Annotated in this window: 19 protein-coding genes; 7 read left to right on the forward strand and 12 right to left on the reverse strand. The window is 63.0% G+C overall.

Features of this window, described 5'->3' with window-relative positions; translation table 11 throughout:
- Nucleotides 1–191: 191 nt before the first annotated feature.
- Nucleotides 192–1,397: an MFS transporter gene (locus DDZ17_RS10240; protein WP_157976569.1), complete on the forward strand. Its 1,206-nt coding sequence runs from the start codon at nucleotides 192–194 to the stop codon at nucleotides 1,395–1,397.
- 31 nt (nucleotides 1,398–1,428) lie between these two features.
- On the opposite strand, the gene DDZ17_RS10245 is transcribed toward DDZ17_RS10240, so the two are convergent.
- Both DDZ17_RS10245 and DDZ17_RS10250 read right to left on the reverse strand, forming a co-directional pair.
- Nucleotides 1,429–2,184, reverse strand: a complete 756-nt coding sequence (locus tag DDZ17_RS10245) for an SDR family NAD(P)-dependent oxidoreductase (RefSeq protein WP_116366512.1) — start codon at nucleotides 2,182–2,184, stop codon at nucleotides 1,429–1,431.
- A 33-nt stretch (nucleotides 2,185–2,217) separates the two neighbouring features.
- The gene (locus tag DDZ17_RS10250; protein WP_116366514.1) at nucleotides 2,218–2,979 is read right to left on the reverse strand and encodes an SDR family NAD(P)-dependent oxidoreductase; all 762 of its coding nucleotides are present in this window, start codon (nucleotides 2,977–2,979) and stop codon (nucleotides 2,218–2,220) included.
- A 198-nt stretch (nucleotides 2,980–3,177) separates the two neighbouring features.
- On the opposite strand from DDZ17_RS10250, the gene DDZ17_RS10255 reads away from it, so the two are divergent.
- The 4 genes from DDZ17_RS10255 (at nucleotide 3,178) to DDZ17_RS10270 (ending at nucleotide 7,867) form a co-directional block, all read left to right on the forward strand.
- Entirely contained in the window at nucleotides 3,178–5,304 is a 2,127-nt protein-coding gene (locus DDZ17_RS10255) for an FAD-dependent oxidoreductase (protein WP_116366516.1), read from the forward strand.
- 40 nt (nucleotides 5,305–5,344) lie between these two features.
- On the forward strand, nucleotides 5,345–6,130 hold the full coding sequence (locus DDZ17_RS10260; protein WP_116366518.1) for an SDR family oxidoreductase: 786 nt from the start codon (nucleotides 5,345–5,347) through the stop codon (nucleotides 6,128–6,130).
- A gap of 32 nt (nucleotides 6,131–6,162) precedes the next feature.
- Nucleotides 6,163–7,077 (forward strand): IclR family transcriptional regulator, encoded by a 915-nt coding sequence (locus DDZ17_RS10265; protein ID WP_116366520.1) that lies wholly within the window; start codon nucleotides 6,163–6,165, stop codon nucleotides 7,075–7,077.
- A 187-nt stretch (nucleotides 7,078–7,264) separates the two neighbouring features.
- A complete protein-coding gene (locus DDZ17_RS10270) occupies nucleotides 7,265–7,867 on the forward strand; it encodes a YkgJ family cysteine cluster protein (RefSeq protein ID WP_116366522.1) in 603 nt (200 codons plus the stop codon).
- Between the two features lie 40 nt (nucleotides 7,868–7,907).
- On the opposite strand, the gene DDZ17_RS10275 is transcribed toward DDZ17_RS10270, so the two are convergent.
- From DDZ17_RS10275 to DDZ17_RS10315, 9 genes are all read right to left on the reverse strand, one after another.
- Nucleotides 7,908–8,747: an alpha/beta fold hydrolase gene (locus DDZ17_RS10275; RefSeq protein WP_116367250.1), complete on the reverse strand. Its 840-nt coding sequence runs from the start codon at nucleotides 8,745–8,747 to the stop codon at nucleotides 7,908–7,910.
- 14 nt (nucleotides 8,748–8,761) lie between these two features.
- A complete protein-coding gene (locus DDZ17_RS10280) occupies nucleotides 8,762–9,955 on the reverse strand; it encodes an acyl-CoA dehydrogenase family protein (protein ID WP_116366524.1) in 1,194 nt (397 codons plus the stop codon).
- 39 nt (nucleotides 9,956–9,994) lie between these two features.
- A complete protein-coding gene (locus DDZ17_RS10285) occupies nucleotides 9,995–12,244 on the reverse strand; it encodes a TonB-dependent receptor (protein ID WP_116366526.1) in 2,250 nt (749 codons plus the stop codon).
- Between the two features lie 103 nt (nucleotides 12,245–12,347).
- Entirely contained in the window at nucleotides 12,348–13,259 is a 912-nt protein-coding gene (locus tag DDZ17_RS10290; protein ID WP_338322794.1) for a LysR family transcriptional regulator, read from the reverse strand.
- 80 nt (nucleotides 13,260–13,339) lie between these two features.
- On the reverse strand, nucleotides 13,340–13,993 hold the full coding sequence (locus DDZ17_RS10295) for a hypothetical protein (RefSeq protein WP_116366530.1): 654 nt from the start codon (nucleotides 13,991–13,993) through the stop codon (nucleotides 13,340–13,342).
- Between the two features lie 128 nt (nucleotides 13,994–14,121).
- Nucleotides 14,122–14,505 (reverse strand): RidA family protein, encoded by a 384-nt coding sequence (locus DDZ17_RS10300; protein ID WP_116366532.1) that lies wholly within the window; start codon nucleotides 14,503–14,505, stop codon nucleotides 14,122–14,124.
- Nucleotides 14,506–14,522: 17 nt separating this feature from the next.
- Nucleotides 14,523–15,383 carry an SMP-30/gluconolactonase/LRE family protein gene (locus DDZ17_RS10305; RefSeq protein ID WP_116366533.1) on the reverse strand — a complete coding sequence of 287 codons (861 nt, stop codon included), beginning with the start codon at nucleotides 15,381–15,383 and terminating at the stop codon, nucleotides 14,523–14,525.
- Nucleotides 15,383–16,609, reverse strand: a complete 1,227-nt coding sequence (locus DDZ17_RS10310) for an aminotransferase-like domain-containing protein (protein ID WP_116366535.1) — start codon at nucleotides 16,607–16,609, stop codon at nucleotides 15,383–15,385. Before DDZ17_RS10310 ends, DDZ17_RS10305 begins: the two co-directional genes overlap by 1 nt.
- A gap of 152 nt (nucleotides 16,610–16,761) precedes the next feature.
- Nucleotides 16,762–18,564, reverse strand: coding sequence for a cation:proton antiporter (locus tag DDZ17_RS10315; protein WP_116367251.1), 1,803 nt, complete (start codon nucleotides 18,562–18,564; stop codon nucleotides 16,762–16,764).
- Between the two features lie 231 nt (nucleotides 18,565–18,795).
- On the opposite strand from DDZ17_RS10315, the gene DDZ17_RS10320 reads away from it, so the two are divergent.
- Entirely contained in the window at nucleotides 18,796–19,707 is a 912-nt protein-coding gene (locus tag DDZ17_RS10320; protein WP_116366538.1) for an NAD-dependent epimerase/dehydratase family protein, read from the forward strand.
- A gap of 98 nt (nucleotides 19,708–19,805) precedes the next feature.
- On the opposite strand, the gene DDZ17_RS10325 is transcribed toward DDZ17_RS10320, so the two are convergent.
- Nucleotides 19,806–20,744 (reverse strand): DUF3014 domain-containing protein, encoded by a 939-nt coding sequence (locus DDZ17_RS10325; protein WP_116366540.1) that lies wholly within the window; start codon nucleotides 20,742–20,744, stop codon nucleotides 19,806–19,808.
- A 187-nt stretch (nucleotides 20,745–20,931) separates the two neighbouring features.
- On the opposite strand from DDZ17_RS10325, the gene DDZ17_RS10330 reads away from it, so the two are divergent.
- On the forward strand, nucleotides 20,932–21,261 hold the full coding sequence (locus DDZ17_RS10330; protein ID WP_116366542.1) for a type 1 pili tip component: 330 nt from the start codon (nucleotides 20,932–20,934) through the stop codon (nucleotides 21,259–21,261).
- Nucleotides 21,262–21,267: the final 6 nt, after the last annotated feature.

The following is a 21,267-nucleotide window of genomic DNA, read 5'->3' on the forward strand; positions in this document are numbered from 1 at the left end:
CTCTTAGCCTCTTGTAGCAAGCTAATGCAGGGGGCCCCCCGACAGTTCATCTGAACGGGTGACATTGGGCGCGGTTGCGACAGTTTCACCCAAACAGATGAACCGGCCAGGCCACCTGGAGGTAACCTGTTGTCTTGGGAGTTCCCCGCTGGGGGAACCATCAACAGACCATGAAAACGGGGAGTCGACGCATGCCAAACCGCTGGGTAATTCTGGCCATTGCCACCGTGATGCAAAACCTGGCGATTGGCCTGACCTTCGGCAGCTATGGCTTGCTGATAGGAGAAATCTCCGAGGCCTTTGGCAGCAGCCGGTCCCAGGTGTCACTGGGAATTGCATGTATCACCCTCGTCATGGGGGTATTCTCCCCCCTGCTCGGCTACCTGCTGGATCGCTACTCGATTCGCAACCTGATGGTGTTCGGCTCGCTGACCACGGCGCTCGGCTTTTATCTCGCCAGCACCACCACAACGCTCGCAGGCTTCCTGCTCTGTATCGGGCTGGTTGTGGGCATGGGCATTACCGCCATGGGCGTGCTGCCCGCCAGCAAGCTCGCGGCAAACTGGTTCCCGGAATCCACCGGCAAGGCGCTGGGGTTTGTCAGCCTGCCCATTCTCATCGCCATCGGCCCCCCGCTGTTCAGTGCGGTGATTGCCGCCACCGGCTGGCGCCAGTTGTTTGTCTACTTCAGCCTTATCTACCTGGCGGTGTTGCCGCTGCTGTTGCTGGTTCGCAACCAGCCCAACGCCGCAACGCGCCAGCCGACGGCCGCCGATGCCGGCGCCCGCCCTGCCGCCAGCACGGTGCGCTGGAGCGAGTCGCTGCGCGATGGCCGGCTCTGGTTCATTGTCTTGATCGCTGGCGTCATGTTTTCCGGCGGCATCATGCTGGTTACCCACATTGTGCAGCACGCCATGGACTTGGGCGTTGCGCCAACCCGGGCCGCCATACTGCTGTCCGTCAACGGCACCGCGGCCCTGGTGGGCGCCATGGCCTTCGGCTGGCTTTGCGACCGCCTGTCGCCGGCGATGGCGGTGTGCATCAACCTGGGCCTGCAGGCCCTGCTGTGGCCGGTGCTGCTCTACCAGCACCAGTTGACCGGGCTGGTGCCCGCCATTGCGGTTCTGGGACTGTGTGGCGGCGGCGCCCACCCGGCCCTGTCGGCCCTGGTGGGGCAGGTGTTCGGGGCCGAGCGCTTTGGCACCCTGATGGGCCAGATTGCCCTGCTGGTGATCCCCTTCAACTTCGGTGCCGCGCCCCTGGCCGGCCTGCTGTACGACAACACCGGCAGCTACACCGCGGCCTTCTGGGCCTATGGGGGCATGTGCCTGGCGGCGGCCCTGTTCATGCTGCTGGCATCCCGGCGCGTTACCGGCGGCGCAAGCGCCGCCGCCTGAGCCGGACCGTGGGTTTGAGAGAACTGAGCGCCTACAGCGCGAGTTGCCCGCCGTCGACGTCGAAGGCGACACCGGTGACAAAGCGCGCCTCGCTGGAAGCCAGGAACAGGATCATGGCCGTAATGTCGCTCACCTCCGCCTCGCCAAATCCTGGCAGCGAGCGCATGCGGTCAATCAGCGCCATCTCGGCATTCTCGGGAAAGGTGTAGTTGTCGTAGATGGGCGTTTTGACACCGCCGGGGCAAATGGCGTTGGAGCGCACACCGCGGCTGGCGAACTCAGCGGCCACCGCCTTGGAAAACCCGATCACCCCGGCTTTGGACGCGCAGTAGCAGGTGCCATAGGGCTGGCCCTGCTTGCCCGAGGCAGAAGACATATTGATCACATTGCCGCGACTTTCCACCAGCGCCGGTATGGCCGCCTGGGTGATGTGAAACAGGCTGTTCAGGTTGATGTCGATCATGCGCTGCCAGTCCGCTGGCGGCATGTCCTCCAGGCGCCAGCCGCCGGCAATACCCGCGATATTGCACAGCACATCCAAGCGCCCGAAGTGCCCCAGGGCGTCATTCACCATGTCGATGCAGGACGCGCGGTCGATGGCGTCAAAGCCGAGGCAGTGCAGGCGCTCGTCCTGGCCCAGTTCCCGGGCGACCGACTGCACGCCCTCCAGGTTCCTGTCTGCCAGCACCACGCTTGCGCCCTCGGCAAAAAAGCGCTCGGCACTTGCCCGCCCGATACCCGACGCCGCGCCGGTGACCAGAACTACCTGTCCGCTAAAGTCGTACATTGCTTGCTCCTGTTGCTGAAATTGCTGCCCGGTTCAGGCATCGGTGATCGAATAGCCGCCATCCACCACCAGGGTGTGGCCGTTGACGAAGCTGGCCTCGGCGCTGGCCAGAAACAGCACCGCCGATGCGATCTCGGCGGGGTCGCCCCAGCGCTGCTGCGGGGTGCGCTGGCAAACCGCGTCGTGGATGGCCTCGTCATCGGCAAAGCTGCGGGTCATGCGCGTGGGGATGGACCCCGGCAGCACCGCGTTGCAGCGCAGCCCCGCCGCCCCGTGCTGGGCGGCAAGGGTCTTGGTGAGCTGCACCACCGCCGCCTTGGCGGCGCCATAGCCGGGGAACCAGGGGCTGGCGTACAGCGACATCTCGGAGGCCACGTTGACGATACTGGCGCCACAGGGCGCGCTGGCTTCGTGCAGGCGCGGCAACAGGCCCTGGCAGAGCTGCCATACCGCATTCAGGTTGACCTGCACCGATTCCTCAAAGGCATAGGGTGTTTGCGCGCCGCCAGTGCCACCGGCGTTATTGACCAGCACATCCAGGGCATCCACAGAGGCACACAATGCATCGATGCTGTCGCGACTCAGCAGCGAAAGCTGGCGGTAGTCGAAGCGGCCGAGGTCCTCATCGGAGTACTGTTGCGGGGCCTCGCGGGTACCGGTAATGGTGACTGTGGCACCCGCATCGGCAAAGTACTGTGCCGTGGCCAGCCCGATACCGGCCGTGCCACCGGTTACCAGCACCTTCAGGCCGTTGAAATCATAGGCGGCGCGGCCTGTGGGTAGTGAATTCGCCATAGTCAACTCCCGAACTGCGTGGTTATGCGTGAAAAAAGCTTAGACCCATGTGGGCAGCGCAGGATCATTCGATCGAATGAACCGGCGGGTCACGGGTTTTTCATTCGTTCAGGTGAGCAGCCTGTGCCCTGCAACTCCGTATCCTGAACGCCGTGAATTCACTGCCTGCAATACAGCAATGACAACAGGGAACGCCCCATGAGCCCAGCCCTCCCCCACCTGATGGCACCCGGACGTATCGGCAGCCTCAGTCTGCGCAACCGCATCATCATGTCGCCCATGGGCTCCAACATGGCCGAGTCGGAAGGCTTCTGCGGCGAGCGTATCCAGCGCTACTACGAACGCCGGGCCGCCGGTGGCGCCGCCATGGTGATCATGGGCTCGGTGGGTATCAGCTGGCCGCTCGGCTCGCCCAACTGGCGCCAGGTGGCGATCTCCGACGACCGCTACTTACCGGAGCTGACGGCGCTGGTAGAACGGGTCCATCACCACGGCGCCCTGGCCGCCGTGCAACTGCACCACGGCGGGCTGGAAGCCATTAACGACAGCCAGGCCGGCCGGCCGCTTCTCTGCCCCAGCGAGCCGGAGCACGCCGAGGAATCCCTCACCCGCTATTTAACCGCGGATGAAATCGCCACCCTGTCGGAACCCTACCAGGCAGAGACCTGCCAGGTGCACTACAAGGTAGCCGATGCCGAAGATATCGCCTGGGTCATCGGGCAGTTTGTGGCAGCGGCGCAGCGCGCCCGGCGCTGCGGCTTTGACGCGGTGGAGATCCACGCCGGCCACGGCTATCTCATCTCCAGCTTTCTCAGCCCCTCGGTCAACAAGCGCAGCGATGCGTACGGCGGCAGTATCGAAAACCGCTCCCGGCTGCTGGTGGAAGTGATAGCGGCCATCAAGGCCGAACTGGGGGAGGACTTCCCGGTCTGGTTCCGCCTGGACTCCCACCAGTTTGCCGCCGGCGGCATCACCAACGAAGACGCCTGTGCCACCGCGCGCCTGGCGGTGGCCGCCGGGGCCGACGCCGTACACTGCAGCGCCGATGGCGACCACAGCACCGGCACCTGCTATACCGAGGGCCACTCGACCCATGTGCCGGCGGGCTTCTCGCGCTTTGCGGCGGCGGTAAAGGCCAGCGTGGATGTGCCCATCATCATGCCCGGGCGGGTGGAGCCGGCCGCCGGCGACCGGTTGATCCGCGAGGGCAGCATCGATTTTGTCACCATGGCACGCAAGCTGCTGGCAGACCCGGACCTGCCCAACAAAATCCAGCAGAATCGCCAGCAGGACATACGCCCCTGCATCTACTGCTACACCTGTATCAGCCAGATATTCCTGCGCCGCCACGTTATCTGCGCGGTGAATGCCGAAACCGGTTTTGAAACCGAGCGCAGCATTACACCGGCGGCCACCACCCGCCACGTCGCCATCATCGGTGGCGGGCCGGCCGGCATGGAAGCCGCGCGGGTCGCCGCGCTGCGCGGGCACCGGGTAACGCTGATTGAAAAGGCCCCTCGTTTGGGGGGCACGGTGTTTTTCTCCGGCGCCTCCTATCCCCCCAACAGCAAACTGGTTGCCTATCTCGGCGAGCAGATGAAAACACTGGCGGTGGATGTCCGGCTGAATACCGAAGCCACCCCCGCCCTCATCCAGCAGCTGGCGCCGGAGCGGGTGGTGGTGGCCAACGGTTGCGGCCGCGCCCTGCCGGATATTCCCGGCATCGATCTGCCCCACGTGCTGGACGGCGACCAGATTCGCTCGTTGGTTACCGGCGAGGGCCTGGATGCCCTGGAATCCAAGATCGACCGCTTCACCCGCATACTGCTGGCCGGTGCCGCCCTGAGCCGGGTGACCGCCAACATGGCCCTGGTGCGCCAGCTCAGCAAACTGTGGATGCCACTCGGCAAGCGCATTGTGTTTATTGGCGGCGGGCTGGTGGCGGTGGAGCTGGCGGAATTCCTGGCCCAGCGCGGGCGCCAGGTGACCCTGCTGGAAGAAGGCGGCACCTTTGGCCGCGAACTCATGCTGGTGCGCCGCTGGCGCAACATGGCCGACATCGAGGCCCTGGGCGTGCAGTGCCTGCCCCATGCCCAGGTGCTGCGCATCGACAGCAACACCGTCACCTACCGCAACAGCAGCCAGCAGGAGCGCACCATTGCAGCGGACCACATCATCCTCACCACCGGCACCACGGCCAACCTCGCGCTGGCTGATGCGCTGGAAAACCAGGGCTTCACGGTACACACCGCCGGCGACTGCAACGGCGTGACCTACATTGAAGGCGCCATGCGCGAAGGCTACCTGGCCGGGCAGGCGGTATAGCAAACGCGGGCGCACACATGAACAAGACGGAGACAAAGCCATGCTGTTGAACAACAAAGTAGCCATCGTGTCGGGCATTGGCCCCGGCCTCGGCCAGCACCTGGCCACCCACTGCGCGAAGGAGGGTGCCCACGTGGTACTGGCAGCGCGAAGCGCCGACAAGCTGGACGCCGCCGAAGCAGCCATCGCCAGCCTGGGGCTCAACACCCGGGTATTGAAGGTGCCCACCGACATCGCCGACCCAGACGCCTGCACCGCCCTGGTGGCCGCCACCTGCGCCCACTTTGGCGGGGTGGACGTGCTGCTCAACAGCGCCTACACCGGCGGCGAGATGACCCCGGTGGAAAACGCCAACCTGGCCGACTGGCGCAACACCATGGACACCAACTTCTTCGGCTCCATGCAGCTCACCCTGGCCGCCGTGCCCAGCATGAAACAGCGCGGCGGCGGCGCCATTGTGATGGTGAACACCATGGTGGTGCGCAAGGCCATGGCCTACAACGCCGGCTATAGCGCCTCCAAGGGCGCCCTGAAAACCGCCACCGCCCACCTCGCCCTGGAACTCGGGCAATACGGCATCCGCGTCAACTCCGCCTTCATGGGCTGGATGTGGGGGCCAAACGTGCAGGGCTATGTGCGCCAGGCGGCGGCCAGCCAGGGCGTCAGCGAAGAACGGGTGGTGGAGGGCATTGCCCAGCACATCGCACTGCGGCGTATACCCACCGACGCCAACTGCGCCAAGGCAGTGATCATGCTGGCGTCGGACTACGCCTCGGAAGTGACCGGCGCCTGCCTGGATGTCAACGGCGGCGACTTCATTCCCTGACAGGCCCGGGGCGGCGCCAAAGTGGCAATCGCATGACATTGTATTCACCGCCAACGGCTCGGGCCCTGTCGATACTGGATTTGCTCATGGCAAATCCCTATCGCCCCTTTGGCCTGACGGAGATAACGCGCCGCCTCAACCTGAACAAGGCCACCTGTCACGCAATCTTGATGACGATGGCGCAGTACGGCTTTCTGGTTCAGCATCCACGCAACAAATCCTATCGGCTTGGGCCCTCCATCGTCGCCGCCGCCAATTCAGCCCTGGCTCGCTTTCCATTGCTCGAATACGCACGCCCGGTGTTTGAGAAGCTGTCCAGTGAAATTGGCTGCGGCATGGCAGTGACAGCCATTGCCAATCGCCAACAGGTTCTGCTGGCGTACTATGGCAACACGTCCGGGATATCAGAGGCATTCCAGCTAGGGCTGCGCCTGCCAAACACAGCCCCCATAGCGGCCTGCTTTGCGGCCTTCGCGCCCACAAACGAAATGGAGGCGTGGCTGACACGCGCGCACAGCGGCCCGGGCGGCTACAGCGAGGCACTCGACAAGTCCTTGCGTATTGCGCTGATCAACATCCGCTCGCGGGGCTATGAAGTCACCCTGCGGACCGAGGCAGAGAAAGTGCTGATCCAACGGCTGTCAGAGCCCTACGAACACTGGGGGCTGAACCAGCAGGAGGAACACAGCCAACAGTATCAACAGGACTTGTGCCGCGAGCCCTACCTTCTCGACAAGATCCAGAGCGACAAGTCGTACCCGGTCAACACCCTCACTGTGCCGATCTTCCTGTATGACGACACACCGGCGATGTGCCTGGTCGCAGGCTCGTTGAAACAGTCACTGACTGGCGCGGACATTGAGCGCATTGCGCAGGGTATGCGCGCCAGCGCCGAGCAGGTCAAATCCACGGCACTGCGCAGGACACAGAAGCACCTGCCGCCGTAGGTCATTTGCGTACCGCAATCGCTGCTTGATCAGAGAACCACGCGCGCCCTATTGCCAGCATCACCGCACTGGCCCTATGATTCGCCGCCGGCCGGGGCTCCCCGGCATCCGGCGCGGCTTTCTGTTTTATCGTACTGTTTCATTTTACTTTTTCAGTGTATCTGGCGTTTTTATTTGCGGAGTCTGTATGCAAAGGCTGCGGGAACTTGCGCGTCTTGTTGAAGCTGTTTTTGAAGAACTTGAGATGACCTACGGCGGCTACCAGCGCCGGGCAGGGCTTGGCTGCACACCCGGCTGCGGGGCCTGCTGCAACAACCCGGAGGTGGCAGCCACGCCGCTGGAGATGCTGCCCCTGGCCCTGGATATCTACGACCGCGGGCAGGCAGAACCTACCCTGGCCAGCCTGCAGGGCTACTCCGGCTTTGCCTGCATTCACTTCGTGCGCCACACGCTGGACGGCAGCCGGGGGGAATGTGGCATCTACCACCGGCGCCCAGCCCTGTGCCGCATGTTCGGCGCCGCCGGCGTCAGCGACAAGCAAGGCAAGGCCCGCCTGTCCGTCTGCAGAACCATCAAACAGGCCCGGCCCGCTGCGCATCTTGTCGCCATCAGCAACCTTGAGGCCAGCCCGCCACCGCGCCTGTCCGATGGCAAGGAAAAGGTCCGACAGTTGGACTATGCACTTGGCCAGCAGGACCTGCCCATCAACGAAGCACTCCGGGTGGCGCTGGAAAAGGTGCTATTGCTGGCCTGCTACGGCGATGGCGAGGTGAACGACCGGGTAGCCTAGCCAAACTGGCTAACACCGGGCTGGGGCTGGCCGCTTTGAGCTAACCGTTGCGGAGAAAATCCACGCAGTAGCGATTAAACACGGCCTCATGCTCTACCATCACCCAATGCCCGCATTCCGACAGCAGCACCAGTCGCATATTCTGGCAGTTGCGGGCAAAGTTCATGATGCCGCTCTCTGGCATCATGCGCTCGTCCATGCCCCAGAACCCGAGGACAGGGCAGCGAATGTCCTTCAGGCAGTCAATCTGTTCCGGAATAGAAAGGGTGGCCATCAGGTGGCTGTTCTGCAGGGCCATCGCCTGCATACGCTCACCCAGCAAATCGTCGGTGACATGCCTGGCATCATGCACCAGCCCCTCACGGATCAGTTCCGCCATATCGCCTTCGGTCAACGCAGCGCCCCGGCCGTAAACCTCAAACAGTTTTTTGATGCCGGGCATGGTCTGGTATTCGCTCATCGGGCTGCAGGCGCCGGGTGCCATTAACACCAGTTTGTCGACGCATTCGGGATAGGCCAGGGCAAAGCCAATGGCAATCGCCCCGCCCAGGGAATTGCCGACCAGCGCGCAACGCTGCACTCCCAAGCCATCCAGGGCCTGCTTCAGACAGGTGACAAAAAACGCCAGCGTGTAATCAACGTCCTGCGGCTTCGAGGAGAACCCGAAGCCCGGATGATCCACCACAATAGAGCGAAAGCCAGCCTCTGCCACCGCCAGATAGTTGCCTTTGAAGTTGCTGTACCCGGTGGCACCCGGCCCGGAGCCATGCAGCCAGACCACGGCCGGCCCGCTGCCTGATTCAAGGTAGTGAATGGTCTGGCCGTTCGCGCAGCTGATGTACTGCCCCTCGGGCAGAAACCCCTGAACCGCTTCTTTCATCATGCAGTCATCCTTCAGATGCCATAGTCGCTTGTGTCGCCGCCCAGCAAGGTGCCACCCATATTGATGCCAAGGGGCACGGTGTAATTGGCGATATGGGCCTGACTCGCCAGGATGTCCAGGTGCAGTGCCAGCAATCGGCTGTCCTGGCGAATGCCAGCGGAGCCGGACAGGGTCAGCATGTCGGTCGACAGGTCCAGGCAGCGCCGCGCAATGGCTGCGGATTCATAGCGATAGCGGACCCGGTCGGCCACCGGTATGGGTTGCCCGGCAGTGGCCAGCTGCAACATCTGGTCAAAATGTGCATGCATCACGCAGCGGGTATTGGCCAGTTCATTGCTCACCCTGGCAATGAGGTTTTTGGCGTGATCATCGTCCCGCAGTTTGCGGCCCATCACGACCCGCGCGTCACACAGGCTGATGAACTCATCCAGCACTGCCTCACAGGCGCCGAGGGTGGCATTGCTTACCGCGCGCACAAACACCTGCTGCCAGGGTAGCCGATACAGCGGCTGGCTGTTCACCGCATTACCCGGGCTATCGCAGCGAAAGGCGTCCATGATGCCGTGGGTGCGATAGGCGGGTACAAAGGCGTCTTCAACCACCACATCGTGGCTGCCGGTTCCCTTGAGGCCGATGACATCCCAGTTTTCCTCAATGCGGTAGTCGGCGGCGGGCAACAGGAAGGTCCTGAAGTTTTTCATGTCCATCGCCCCCGACTCGGCATCGGGCACAATCCCCCCCAGCATCACCCAGTCGCAGTGCTGGCAGCCGCTGGAAAAGCTGTACTTGCCACTTAGCCGATAGCCGCCATCCACAGCGCGGATGCGCCCGACCGGCGCATAGGAGGACGATATTAACGTCGCCGGCTCGTCTCCCCACACATCCTCGGCCGCACGCGCATCGAACAGGGCGAGTTGCCAGTTGTGAACCCCCACCACCGCCATAACCCAGGCACTCGACGGGCAGGCCCTGGCCAGCGCCAGGTTGACCTCGTAGAACACCGACGGCGATAGTTCAAGGCCACCGTAGCGCCGCGGTTGGAGCATGCGGAAAAAACCGGCATTCCTGAAGTCTTCAATGGTTTCTGCCGGCACCGATCGACCGGCATTGCAGGCTGCTGAGCGGGCGCGCAATGTACCCTGCATGGCCTGGGCGGCATCAAGCAGTGCCTCCCTTGCCTGGCTGTCTGTCTGCACTTGTTGCATAGCTGAACCCCAATCGTGTTTTGCGTCGCAGAACGCTCTTCAGAAACGCAGCATCGCTTCAAGCCCATAGGTGCGCGGGTTGCCATAGAAGCTCACCGTCCAGAAGCCGAAGGGGTTGGTTGTCTGGCGGTAGGTTTCGTCGGTGAGGTTTTTGCCCCACAGTGAAAGCTGCAGGCTGGTATCGCCCGACAAGGGGATATCGCTGAGAATCAAACTGCTATTTAGCAACGTGAAGCTGTCAATCTGGCTGGTCAGGTTCTGGCTGGGTTCAATGTACGGGACATAGTCGTCGTTATAGCTGTAATCCACGTGCCAGTTGAGCTTGCCCCAGCCCTGTTGAAACACCCGCCAATCCAGCGACACGCTGGCACTGTTCTCGGGGGCGAAGGGAATATCTTTCTGGTCTTTCACATCCACGCCCAGCTCCATGAAGCTGTCGTACTCGGAGTCGAGATAACCATAGTTGAACGCCAGCCGCAGCGGCTCAACCACCTGCCATGCCACCTCCAGTTCAAGGCCCTGGGCCGTTACTTCACCGGCATTCTGTACATTGGACGCCGCACCGCCACTGCCTTCAAGGAACACTGACACCTGCATGTCGGTGGTTTCGGTCTGGAAGGCGGCCAGGTTCAGCTGCAGCCTGTTGTCGAACAGCCTCGACTTCAGCCCCACCTCATAGGACAGCACTTCTTCCTCGTCGTAGCCGGCATGGAAGGCCTCGGGGAATGGTGCTTCGCCGTTGAAGCCGCCGGATTTCCAGCCCTGGGCCACACGCACATAGGCGCTGATATCGTCGGTGAAGGCCCAGCGGGCGGACAACGCGCCCGACACGTTGCTCCAGGTGTCTGAGTCGTCCTCATCGAAGCTGCCTTGCCCGCCGGTGGAGGTGTTGGGATGAAAGATGTACTGATCGCGCTCTTCCTCGGTGTAACGCAGCCCAGCGGTTATTGTCAGCGGCTCCACCGCGCGGGGCGTCCATTCGGTTTGCCCGAAGATGGCGTAGCTCTTGTTGTCCATGCCGTACTCGTTCACATCGGTGGGAGAACCGAACAACCCGAAGAACGAGATGGGATTGACGACATCCGCCTGCTCCCCAAAGGCGTACAGGCCGATCACGTAGGACTGGGTGGCGGTTTGCCCCTTCAGCTGGAATTCCTGGCTGAACTGCTCATAGTCAACATGGCGTTCGGCGTGGAACAGGTCCATGTTGGAGCCGTCGATATCCAGCTTATCGTCGTAGGCCAAGTCGCGAAAGGCGGTGATGGAGGTCAACGATACATCGCCCATAAACCCCCAGTCCCCGGCCATCCAGTCGATGGTCAGGGTATGGCCATCCAGCTCAGAGCGCTCGGTGGAAGCCCGGTCATTGCTGATCCAGCCGGCATTGTCATTCACCGGGCGCTCGTAAGCACTGAGCAGATCGGCCAGAAAACCCAGCCCCTGCAGTTCGAACACCGCTTCATTCACATCGGTCAGCTGGCCCTTCTGGGTCAACTGGTCGCGTTCACTGCGATCATAGGCATAGCGGAGGCTCACCGTGTCAGTGGGCTCCAGCAGCAGATCGGCGCGCCAAACGGTGCTGTCCAGGTTGGCAAATTCGTCACTGGAGCGCGGGTTGACGAAGGGGTTGGCCCCATTGAACGGGTCGAAGTCGCGATTTTCATAGAAGCCATCGCGTTCTGTTTGCGCATAGGAGAGGCTGGCCGAGAACATACCCAGCTTGCCACTGTCGATGCGAAACCGCGCGCGCTGGTAGTCGAAGTTACCCGCAGAAACATCTGCCCGGCCGCCAAATTCCGACTCGGGGGGCCGGGTAATGAAGTTGATGGCGCCACCGGTGGTGTTCTTGCCGTAGAGCGTACCCTGTGGCCCACGCAGCACCTCCACCCGCTGCAACTCGGCAATATCGAAAATGCCGCCGAGGTTCTTGCCCAGGAATACACCGTCAAGATACATCCCGACCGTGGGCTCCCAGGTAATCGCCGGGTTGATGGTTGATGCGCCCCGGATGGAGATGGTCGCCCCGGAGCTGCCGGCGGGCGATTCGACAATCTGCACATTGGGCACGGCGTAGGCCAGGTCCCGCACATCGGTAATGCCCCGGGCTTCAATTTGCACGTCATCAAAGGCGGTAACGGATATGGGGATTTCCTGCAGGGATTGCTCCCGCTTCTGCGCGGTAACCACCACTTCTTCCAGCTGGGACCAGGCAGGATCTGAACCCAGTGAGGCCAGCAGAACAGCACTGGACAGTGTGCATAGTGAATACAGGGAACACGATTTTTTCATGGGTGCAGGCTCTTTATTATATCGTTCGAGTGTCCCGGTCAGCCTACCGGCTCACCTGCGCATGGCGGAAATACTTTTCGTTTATGAGCCCTATCAGCACCGCTTATTGTTTCATTGAATCCACAATCATATCCCGCACCCAACGGTGCGCTGCACTGCGTTCGCTGTTGGCGTGCCAGTACAGCCATAGCTCCAGGCGGGGCATATCGAAAGGCAGCGGCAACACCGCAAAACCTTCGCGCCCCAGGCAGTGCGTTACAAAGGCCTTGGGCACCGTCAGGCAGGCTTCGCTACGGCGCAGCATCTGATGGGCCACCAGGCAGTGCTGCACCCTGACGGAGTTGTGCCGGGTGCGGTTCTGCAAATGCAGCGCCGTATCCACCAGGCCTTCGCCACGGGCCCGACTGGATATCAGCAGGTGTTTCATTCCCAGGTAGGTATCCAGGTGCCAATCCCTGGTAAGCACAGGGTGGTCATCCCGAACCACGCAAACAAAGTCGTCACTGAGCAGCAACTGGCGGTTCAGGTGGCTTTCATTGATGTGGAAGTACTCCACCGCGAAATCCAACTCGCCACAAGCCAGGCGATCATGAATTTCATGATCCGGCGCCATCACGTTGTGAACGGTCATGGGCGACTCCAGCGCATGCAGCCTGGCCACCAGCGGCGGCAAAAACAGCACTTCCGCCAGGTCTCCCATACTCACCGTCAGGGTGCGCTGTGACGTTGCGGGGTCAAAGCGCTCGGCCTCCTTGAAGGTCAGGTCGAGCGCCTGCAGCGCCTCTCGCACCGGGCCAATCAGGTTGTGCGCCAGTGACGTTGGCGACACGCCATTGCGGGAGCGCACAAAAAGCGGATCGTTGAATTTTTCGCGCAGCCGGCTCAGGCTTGCACTCACCGCCGGCTGGGATACATGCAGGGCATCCGCCGCCCGGGTGATGCTCTGCTCCTGGTAAATGGTGGCAAACACCAGGAACAGGTTAAGGTCGGTTTTTTGCAGGTCTCTGGATAACAGGGCTCACCTCCCGGGCCGAACAGGAACGGCTGCCCTTACCGTACACCTCGCCCGCCAGGCCGGGCCGACGGGCTCAGGTGCTATTTCAGCACATACTCGCTGGTGGGGATGCAGTCGATCCGGTCAAAATCGATGAAGCGGGCACAGCTCTCCATCATTGCATCCTCTCGCTGCCGGTACAGGCGCTCGTCGTCATCGGCATCGTAAAACGCCATTCTGCCGTGCAATGCCTTTTCTGGAAAGTTCTCCTCGATGATGGCAGACACCACCGGCGCATCATTGTGCAACGCGCGCACCACCAGATTCTGCCGGTAGCCGTAGGTGGACTGGGTGTCGATGGCGACCTGGGTATGCGAGTCCTGCCACAGGCTGAACCATGCTTCGAAACTCAGGCGGTCCGGCCGTTGGAGCAGCACGATTTCATTCATGCCTGGCATGCGCTCACCGACTTTTCGCTGCGCGCGGCTCTGGGGCAACCTGTCCGATTCACAGACGACATAGCCATGAAAGCGCCGGAAATAACGCCTGAAGCGGCTGTCGTATTCGCGCAGGTGGTCAGCGGCGTCCAGCCAGACGACCAAGGCACCATCCATTGCTTCTGGCAACAGGGTGTTCATGCGGTAGCTGCTGGCCGGGGCAACCGCGGCATCGACAATGCACAGGCTCAGGGTGTGCACTGCGCTATCGGCGGCCAGTTCTGCTGTGAGTTCCGCCAGCCATTCCCTGGGGGACATCCGCCCGTCATCGTCAGACGGTGCGGTTGTTGCCAACCAGAAAGGGACGATTACCTTTTCCATCGCAGGTCCTTATTCACTGTTTTCGCTTCCCCATTTCCTAAGCGCTGTTCCCCAGGTTCTGCGCCCTACGCCAGATCGCCAACAAAAGCCACTGCCTCCACCTCCAGCAGCAGTTCCTCCAGCAGCAAGCCATCGACTATCACCACGGTGCTGGCGGGGGCAATGTGCGGGAAGCATTCACGCTTGGCCCGCGCATAGTCTGCATAATGCGCCCGGTCTGTCAGGTAACACCGAAGCTGTACCAGGCGCTCTACCGGCACCGCTGCCTGCTGCAGGATGGCCTGAATATTCCTGAAGGTCTGGACGGCCTGCTCATAGGGGTCGCCAACCCCGGCCACCTTCCCGTCGCACAATGCCACCTGGCCGGCGAGTGTCAGCCACTCCCCGGCCCGGATGGCCTGGCTCATGCCGGCAAATTCAGTGCCCGGCGGATTGATGCTCTCGATCACCGCTGACCTCCCATGCTTTAGTGTGCCGCAGCCTCACTTGCCCCTGCCGGCGCGGGTACCGCCACCCGGTGGCTCAGGATATGCCCGGACTGCTCTGCCAGCGTCCGCTCGCTGACGTGATCTGGCGCGACACACACAAACAGGCTGTGGCCGTCGCTGCCCCCGAGTGCGCAGGCATAGGCATTGCCATTTTCCACGCGTATCTCATCCACGATCTCACCACCGGCACGCACCCGGAACACACCTCCGGCAAACGGCGAGGCAAACCAGATGCAACCCTCGGCATCCAGGCAAATGCCATCCGGCACATGCTCGCCCAGCGCCGCCCAGGTGCGTCGCCCCTGGAGCTGTCCGCTATCGTCAATGTCAAAGGCGGTAATTCTGTGGGCCCAGGATTCTGCAACCAGTAGCTGCTTGCCATCGCTTGTAATCACGCTGCCGTTGGGCACCATAAGCTCCGATGCGGCGACACTGACCTCACCGGTCGCACTCACCCGGGCCAGGTTGGTGGTTCGCATGGCTTCACCGGCGTTGAAGTCAAAGCCGATGTTACCGATGTAGGCTGCACCGCTCGACGCGGCGACCAGGTCGTTGCTCTCGCCCGGGTGAACATCGCCCAGTTCCGCAAGCAGCTTCAGGCGCTTGTCGTCCCCGCGCCGGAACAGGCGCTTCTGGGCCATGGAAACCACCAGTAGTTCGCCACTGGGCAGCCAGCCGAGGCCCGATGGCCCGCCCGGCACCGAGAAGGACTCCACCACCTGTCCTGCCTCTGTCACGCAGTAAACGTATCCCGCGTGCTGGTCTGAGAACCAGAGATGGCCCTCATGCCAGCGTGGGCACTCGGGATAGGCCAGTCCATCGATGAGCAATGCCGGCATCAGGCGCAATCCCTGGCGCAGCGATCCAGAATATCCCCGAGTTTGGCAATACCGCCCTCAATGACCTCGTGACTCACCCGGCCATAGGCCAGGCGAATAAAGCGGCGGCCATCGCCTGCGGTTTCAAACCGCTCGCCGGGCCGAAAGAAGATGCCCTCCTGCGCAGCCAGGTGTGCGGCCCGCTCCCAGTCGACGCGCTGGTCCACTTCCAGCCACAGGTAGAACGAACCCTCGGGTTTTCGAAACTTGAGGTAATTTGCGCAGTGCTTCTGTACCGCCTCTATGGCGACGTCGCGCTTCTGTCGGTAGATCGCATTGACGTTGTCGAGGTGCTCGTCAAACAGCCCTTCGTCGAGGAAGGCCTGCGCCAGACGCGCCATCCACTGGCTGACGCCGAGATCCTGGCGCACCGAAGCCATAGCGTTGATCATGGCCTCATCGCCAGTCATCCAGCCGATCCGCAACCCGGGTGCCAGGGTTTTGCTGAACGAGTTGTCATGGATGACCCGGCCACGGGTATCCAGGCTCAGCAACGAGGGCAGCGCCTGCCCTTCGAACCGCAGCTCGCCATACACGTAATCTTCATGCACGATGAAGTCGAAGGTTTCCGCCAGCGCCAGCAAACGCTCGCGACGCTCTAGCGACATCACCACACCCGTGGGCATCTGGAAAGTGGAGATGGTATAGACCAGCTTCAGCTTCTGCCCCTGGCGAGTCACTTCACTGGCAACGCGCTCAACGGCGTCCACATCCATGCCGTGCTCATCCACCGGCACGCAAACGATGTTGGCGCCAGCGGCTTCAAAGTAACTGATGGCGTAAGGGAAGCTGGCCGCTTCCACGATGACGGTGTCACCCGGGTTGATGAAGGCCGCAGCAGCCAGAGCGATACCCTGTACCGAGCCCGATGTGAGGATGAAGTTGCTCGCCGCCATGCCCTGGCGGTGCTTCAGGCAGTAACGGCGGGCCAGCGCTTCGCGCAGGCGCCGGCTGCCGTACACCAGCTCCTCGTAACCCACCTGGGGGTCAAAATAGTCGAGCGGGCTGCTGCCATCTTCGTCAAAAATTTTACGGGAAAGCCGCAGTAACTGGTCGATGGGAAAGGTTTCCGGCGCAGCCAGGCCCTGATCAAAATTAAATACGATGGGAACGTCGGGGCCTGGAAAAACAAAGGGCTCGCCGGAACCGGCACGTTCTGCAAAAAGTGCTTTCAGACCCTGGGACATAGTAGATATCTCCGATTCATGAACACTGAATCGTAAATCCCGGCCATCGGCGCGCTCAAATCATTCCGATTTATGAACCCGATAATGCTGACCTATACACCCCGCAACCCGTTGCCCAAAGCGCCAGCCCCTACGCACCCCCTACGCACCCTCTACGCCACCGGCGGCTCATCCGGCAGCAGGGCCAGTACGGTGCAGCCGGCGGTGGGTTCCAGGGTGTCTTCCGCGGTGAAGGGAGTAATCCAGCCCTTGCCGTCGATGACGAACAGGGGCAGGCAGTGTTCCCCGTGTTTGACCCGGTACTGCTCCCAGCTGAACTCTTCGGTGAGGCGGGTGCTGCGGATTTCCCAGCCGCGGTTGATGCGGCGAATGACATCGCCGTAGGTGATTTCCTCGCCGAACAGCTGGCTGCCGCGATAGCCCTGGGTCACCTGGTGCTTCTCGGACTGGCGTCGCGACAGGTCGGAGGCCAGGCGGTAGATGCGGCGGGGGCCGAAGTCCTGGCGGTAGTGGATGGCGGCAATCACGTTCACGTAGCGCTGGCGCGACATGGCCAGCAGGCCGCCCACGCCGGCCAGGTCCAGGTGTATTTCGGCGTGTTCGGAAACGGGGTTGCCGTAATAAGTCTCAAGGCCCGCCAGGCGCGCGGCGCGGATGTCCTCGCGGCTGGAGTCCGCCAGCACGCAGCGGAAGTCGTGCTCCTTGAGCGCCTCGGCCACGGCGCGGGAAAAGGCGTTGGCCCCCACAATCAGAAAGCCCCGCGGCGAGGGTTCTGTCACCCCCAGGGCCCGCGCCACAAAGCGGGAGGTGGCGCTCTGCAGAACCACGGTGCCAATAATAATGGTGAAGGTGAGCGGCACCAGCAGGGCCGCCTCTTCGTAGCCAATGGCCACCAGGTTATCGGCAAACAGGGCGGAGATGGCCGCCGCCACAATGCCCCGAGGCGCAATCCAGGCCAGCAGGCCACGCTCGCGCCAGCTCACGTCCAGCCCCAGGGTGCTCACCAGCACCTTGGCCGGGCGCGCCAGAAATTGCAGGGCTAGCAGCAGCCACACGGCGTTCCAGCCGATTTCGGCCAGCTGGTCCAGGTCGATGCGCGCGGCCAGCACCACAAACAGCACCGAAATCAGCAGCAGGCTGAGGTGCTCCTTGAAGTTCAGGATGGGGTGGATATCCACATTGCGCTGGTTGGCCAGCCACATGCCCATCACCGTCACGGTGAGCAGGCCGGATTCGTGGGCAATGGCGTTGGAGGCGCTGAAGGACAGCAGCACCAGTGCCAGCGACGCCATGTTGTGCAGGTACTCGGGCAGCCAGTCCCGGGACAGCAGTTTGCCAAGCACATAGCCGGTGGCCAGCCCCACCCCGAGCCCGACGAAGACAGTCTGGAAGAACAGCAGCAGCACATGCCCCAGCGCCTCGCCCTCGGCGCTGGCGAGGATGAACTCGTAGGTCATCACCGCCATCAGGGCGCCGATGGGGTCGATGGCAATACCCTCCCAGCGCAGGATGTTGGCCACTTTGCGGGTGGGGCGCACCGAGCGCAGCATGGGCACAATCACCGTGGGCCCGGTCACGATGACCACCGCGCCAAACAGGGCGCTGACCTGCCAGGAGAAGTCGAACAGGAAGCGGGTGGCGGCGGCCACCACGCCCCAGGTGACCAGCGCGCCGACCGAGATCATGCGCTGCACCACGCGGCCCACGCCGCGTATCTCGCTGATGTTGAGGGTCAGGCTGCCCTCGAACAGGATGATGGCCACCGACAGGGACACCATGGGCATCAGCAAATCGCCGAACACTGCGTCTGGGTCCAGCCAGCCGCTTACCGGCCCCGCCAGCAGACCCGCCAGCAGCAAGAACAGGATCGCCGGCAGGCGTATGCGCCACGCCAGCCACTGGCACAGGGTGCCGATCACAAGAACAATAGCCAGGGATAATTCGAGGGGCGGCATGAGCGCATCCATTCGCAAGGGAAGCGAAAGGGTGTGGCAGCCGCGCCCGGGTGTCAACTGGCGCCCCGGCCGGCACAAGGCCGGCCCAAGATCAGCACAGGTACAAGGAGGTGAACTGAAAAGCGGCGCAACGGCCTACCTCCGCCCAACGCGGCTGGTTAAGCTGGGTGGCCCAGATTATCCGCCCACCGCGCCGCGCCCTGAGCCGGCGGCGCCACAAGGAGAAACCCCGTGAAAGTACTGGTTATCGGAGGCTCCGGCCTCATCGGCGGCGACGCCGCCCTGCACCTGGCCGAACAGGGCCACGACGTCACCATCATGTCGCGCAAGCCCCCCCAGGCCCCCGCCCTGGCCGCCCTGCCCTTTCTGGCTGGCGACTACATCAACGACGACCTGGCCGACGGCCGCCTGAAGGGCTTTGATGCGCTGGTCTTTTCCGCCGCGGCAGACATCCGCAATGTGCCGATGGATGGCTCGAAAACACCGGAGGCCGTGTACAAGGAAGCCAACGACGTGGCGGTGCCGCGCGCGCTGGCGGCAGCGCGGGATGCCGGCATCGGCAAGGTGGTGTACATCGGCACCTTCTACCCGCAGGTGGCGGCCCACCGCATTGGCGAGTGCCCCTATGTCACCTCCCGCGCCAACACCGACAAGGCGGTGCGCGCCCTGAACAGCGACAGCTTCACCGTGTGCACGCTGGACCTGCCCTTTGTGCTGGGCCACATCCCGGGCACGGAAGTCCCCCACATTGGCGCCCTGGTGGCCTACGCCGCCGGCCACATTCCCGATATGCCGGTGTTTGCCCCCAAGGGCGGCACCAATCACATCACCTCAAAATCCGTGGCCCAGGCGGTTGCCGGCGCACTGGACAATGGCGAGGGCGGCAAGGCCTACCTGATTGGCGATGAAAACCTGAGCTGGAAGGAATACCTGGAGCGCTGGTTTGCCGCGGCGGGCAACCCGGTGGAGCTGGAGGTGCGCGACGACATCGACCACCCCCTGCTGCCCAACGCCATCATGTTTGCCGGCGCCGGGGCGACGGTGAGCTACGACACCCCCGCCGAGGTGCGCGAGCGCCTGGGCAACTACCGCACCGGGCAGATCAGCGACGCCATCAAGGACATCGTGGCGGTCTACAGCTGATACCGCTCGGCCAGTAGCGAAGCCGGGCCCCTGCCGCCGTTTTCACCGGCGGCAGGGGCCCGGTGCTTTTAACGCCTTTTCAAAGCGCCGCGCCGCCCTCAGGGGTTCAATAGCGCAGCGCGAATCTGCTGCGCTTTTTCCTTCAGGCGCCGGGTATTGTCCGGCCCCATGCGCAGCAGTTGTTTCTGCAGGGGGCTCATGGCCTCCAACTGCGGGTCGGCGTAGCTGTACATCACCGAATCGTGCTTGAGCGCCAGCGGCTCACTCATCTCAGGCGTGGCCAGAATGCGATCCAGGCTGGCGATCAACGCGTTGTCCAAATCCTCCGCCGGCAGGCCCAACTGGGCGTAGGCCTTTTCGTACAGAGGGCGCAGGCGGTGGAAGCTGTCCACGATGGCGGCGGTATCCAGCGCCAGCACGGCATCCACGTAACTGTCGTAGCGGTCATAACCCGCCGGGGCCATATAAAGCTGGCCGTCGACCTCCTCCACCGGGAAGGGCGTTTCGGGCGCACTCATCGGCAGGATCTTGCGCAGCAATACGCCGCGGCTGCCACCATCCACCAGTGCCACCATGCGCTCCAGCAGGTGCTCGCCTTCGGTAAAGCCCTGCAACTGGCCGCTGGCGCCAACTTCCGCCAGCTCTTCACGCACCAGCGGGTCGCTGTCCTGGGGCTCGGGCAGGGCCGGCTCAACCGGCTCCGGCGCGGTCTCTTCATGGGTTGGCTCGGTCGGCGCCGGCTCCGGCTTGGCCGGAATATCCTCTGCCACCGGCCTTGGCGGGGCAACCGGTGCCGGCGCTTGCGCGGTCTCGGGCGGCACCGGCGCGTCGGGCTCGCCACGCGGGTAGAAGATCAGGGCCAGGGCGACCACGATGACCGCCACCACCAGCACCGGCTTTACCGGGAAGCCGGCCTTGCGGTGCGCGCCGCGGGTGGCCCCCTCGTTGCCGAGTTTGTCCTCGGGCATGGCGCGCATGCTGTCCTCGCCGTCTTGCGTGGCCTGCAAATTGTTATCGTCCGGTTCGGTTGTGCTCATTGGCATCCTCCTGGTGTCCACGGGTTCAGACCTTCTGCGCCCGCCACGGGTTCCCCACGGTAGCAGATTGCCGGGCTGTGCCCCTAGCTGCAAGCATAGACGATGCCGCGCCCCCACCGCCCGCAGCAACCGTGCTAGGATTTAAGCACACAGGCGCAACAGCGCAGGGACGGTACAGGAGGTAACCATGGATATCAGGGAACTGGTCTCACAGTGGACCCACGAAGCGCTGGGTGAAATGTCCGAGGAACGCTACAGCGTACAACTGCCGATTGGCGATGCTGCGCGCATCGAGGCCCTGGCGGAAATGTTTCCGCGCCGCACCCGGGAGCAGATCATCACCGAGCTGCTTTCCGCCGCCCTGGACGACGTGGTCTCCCACCTGCCCTACGAACAGGGCAGCAAAGTCATCGCCCGCGACGAAGAGGGCGACCCCATCTACGAGGACGTGGGCCTGACCCCACGCTACCTGGAACTGACCCGGCAACACGCCGAGAAACTGAAAAGCCAGGGCTGAGGCCCT

This window comes from Parahaliea mediterranea (genome assembly GCF_003402235.1).
Lineage (GTDB): Bacteria > Pseudomonadota > Gammaproteobacteria > Pseudomonadales > Halieaceae > Parahaliea > Parahaliea mediterranea.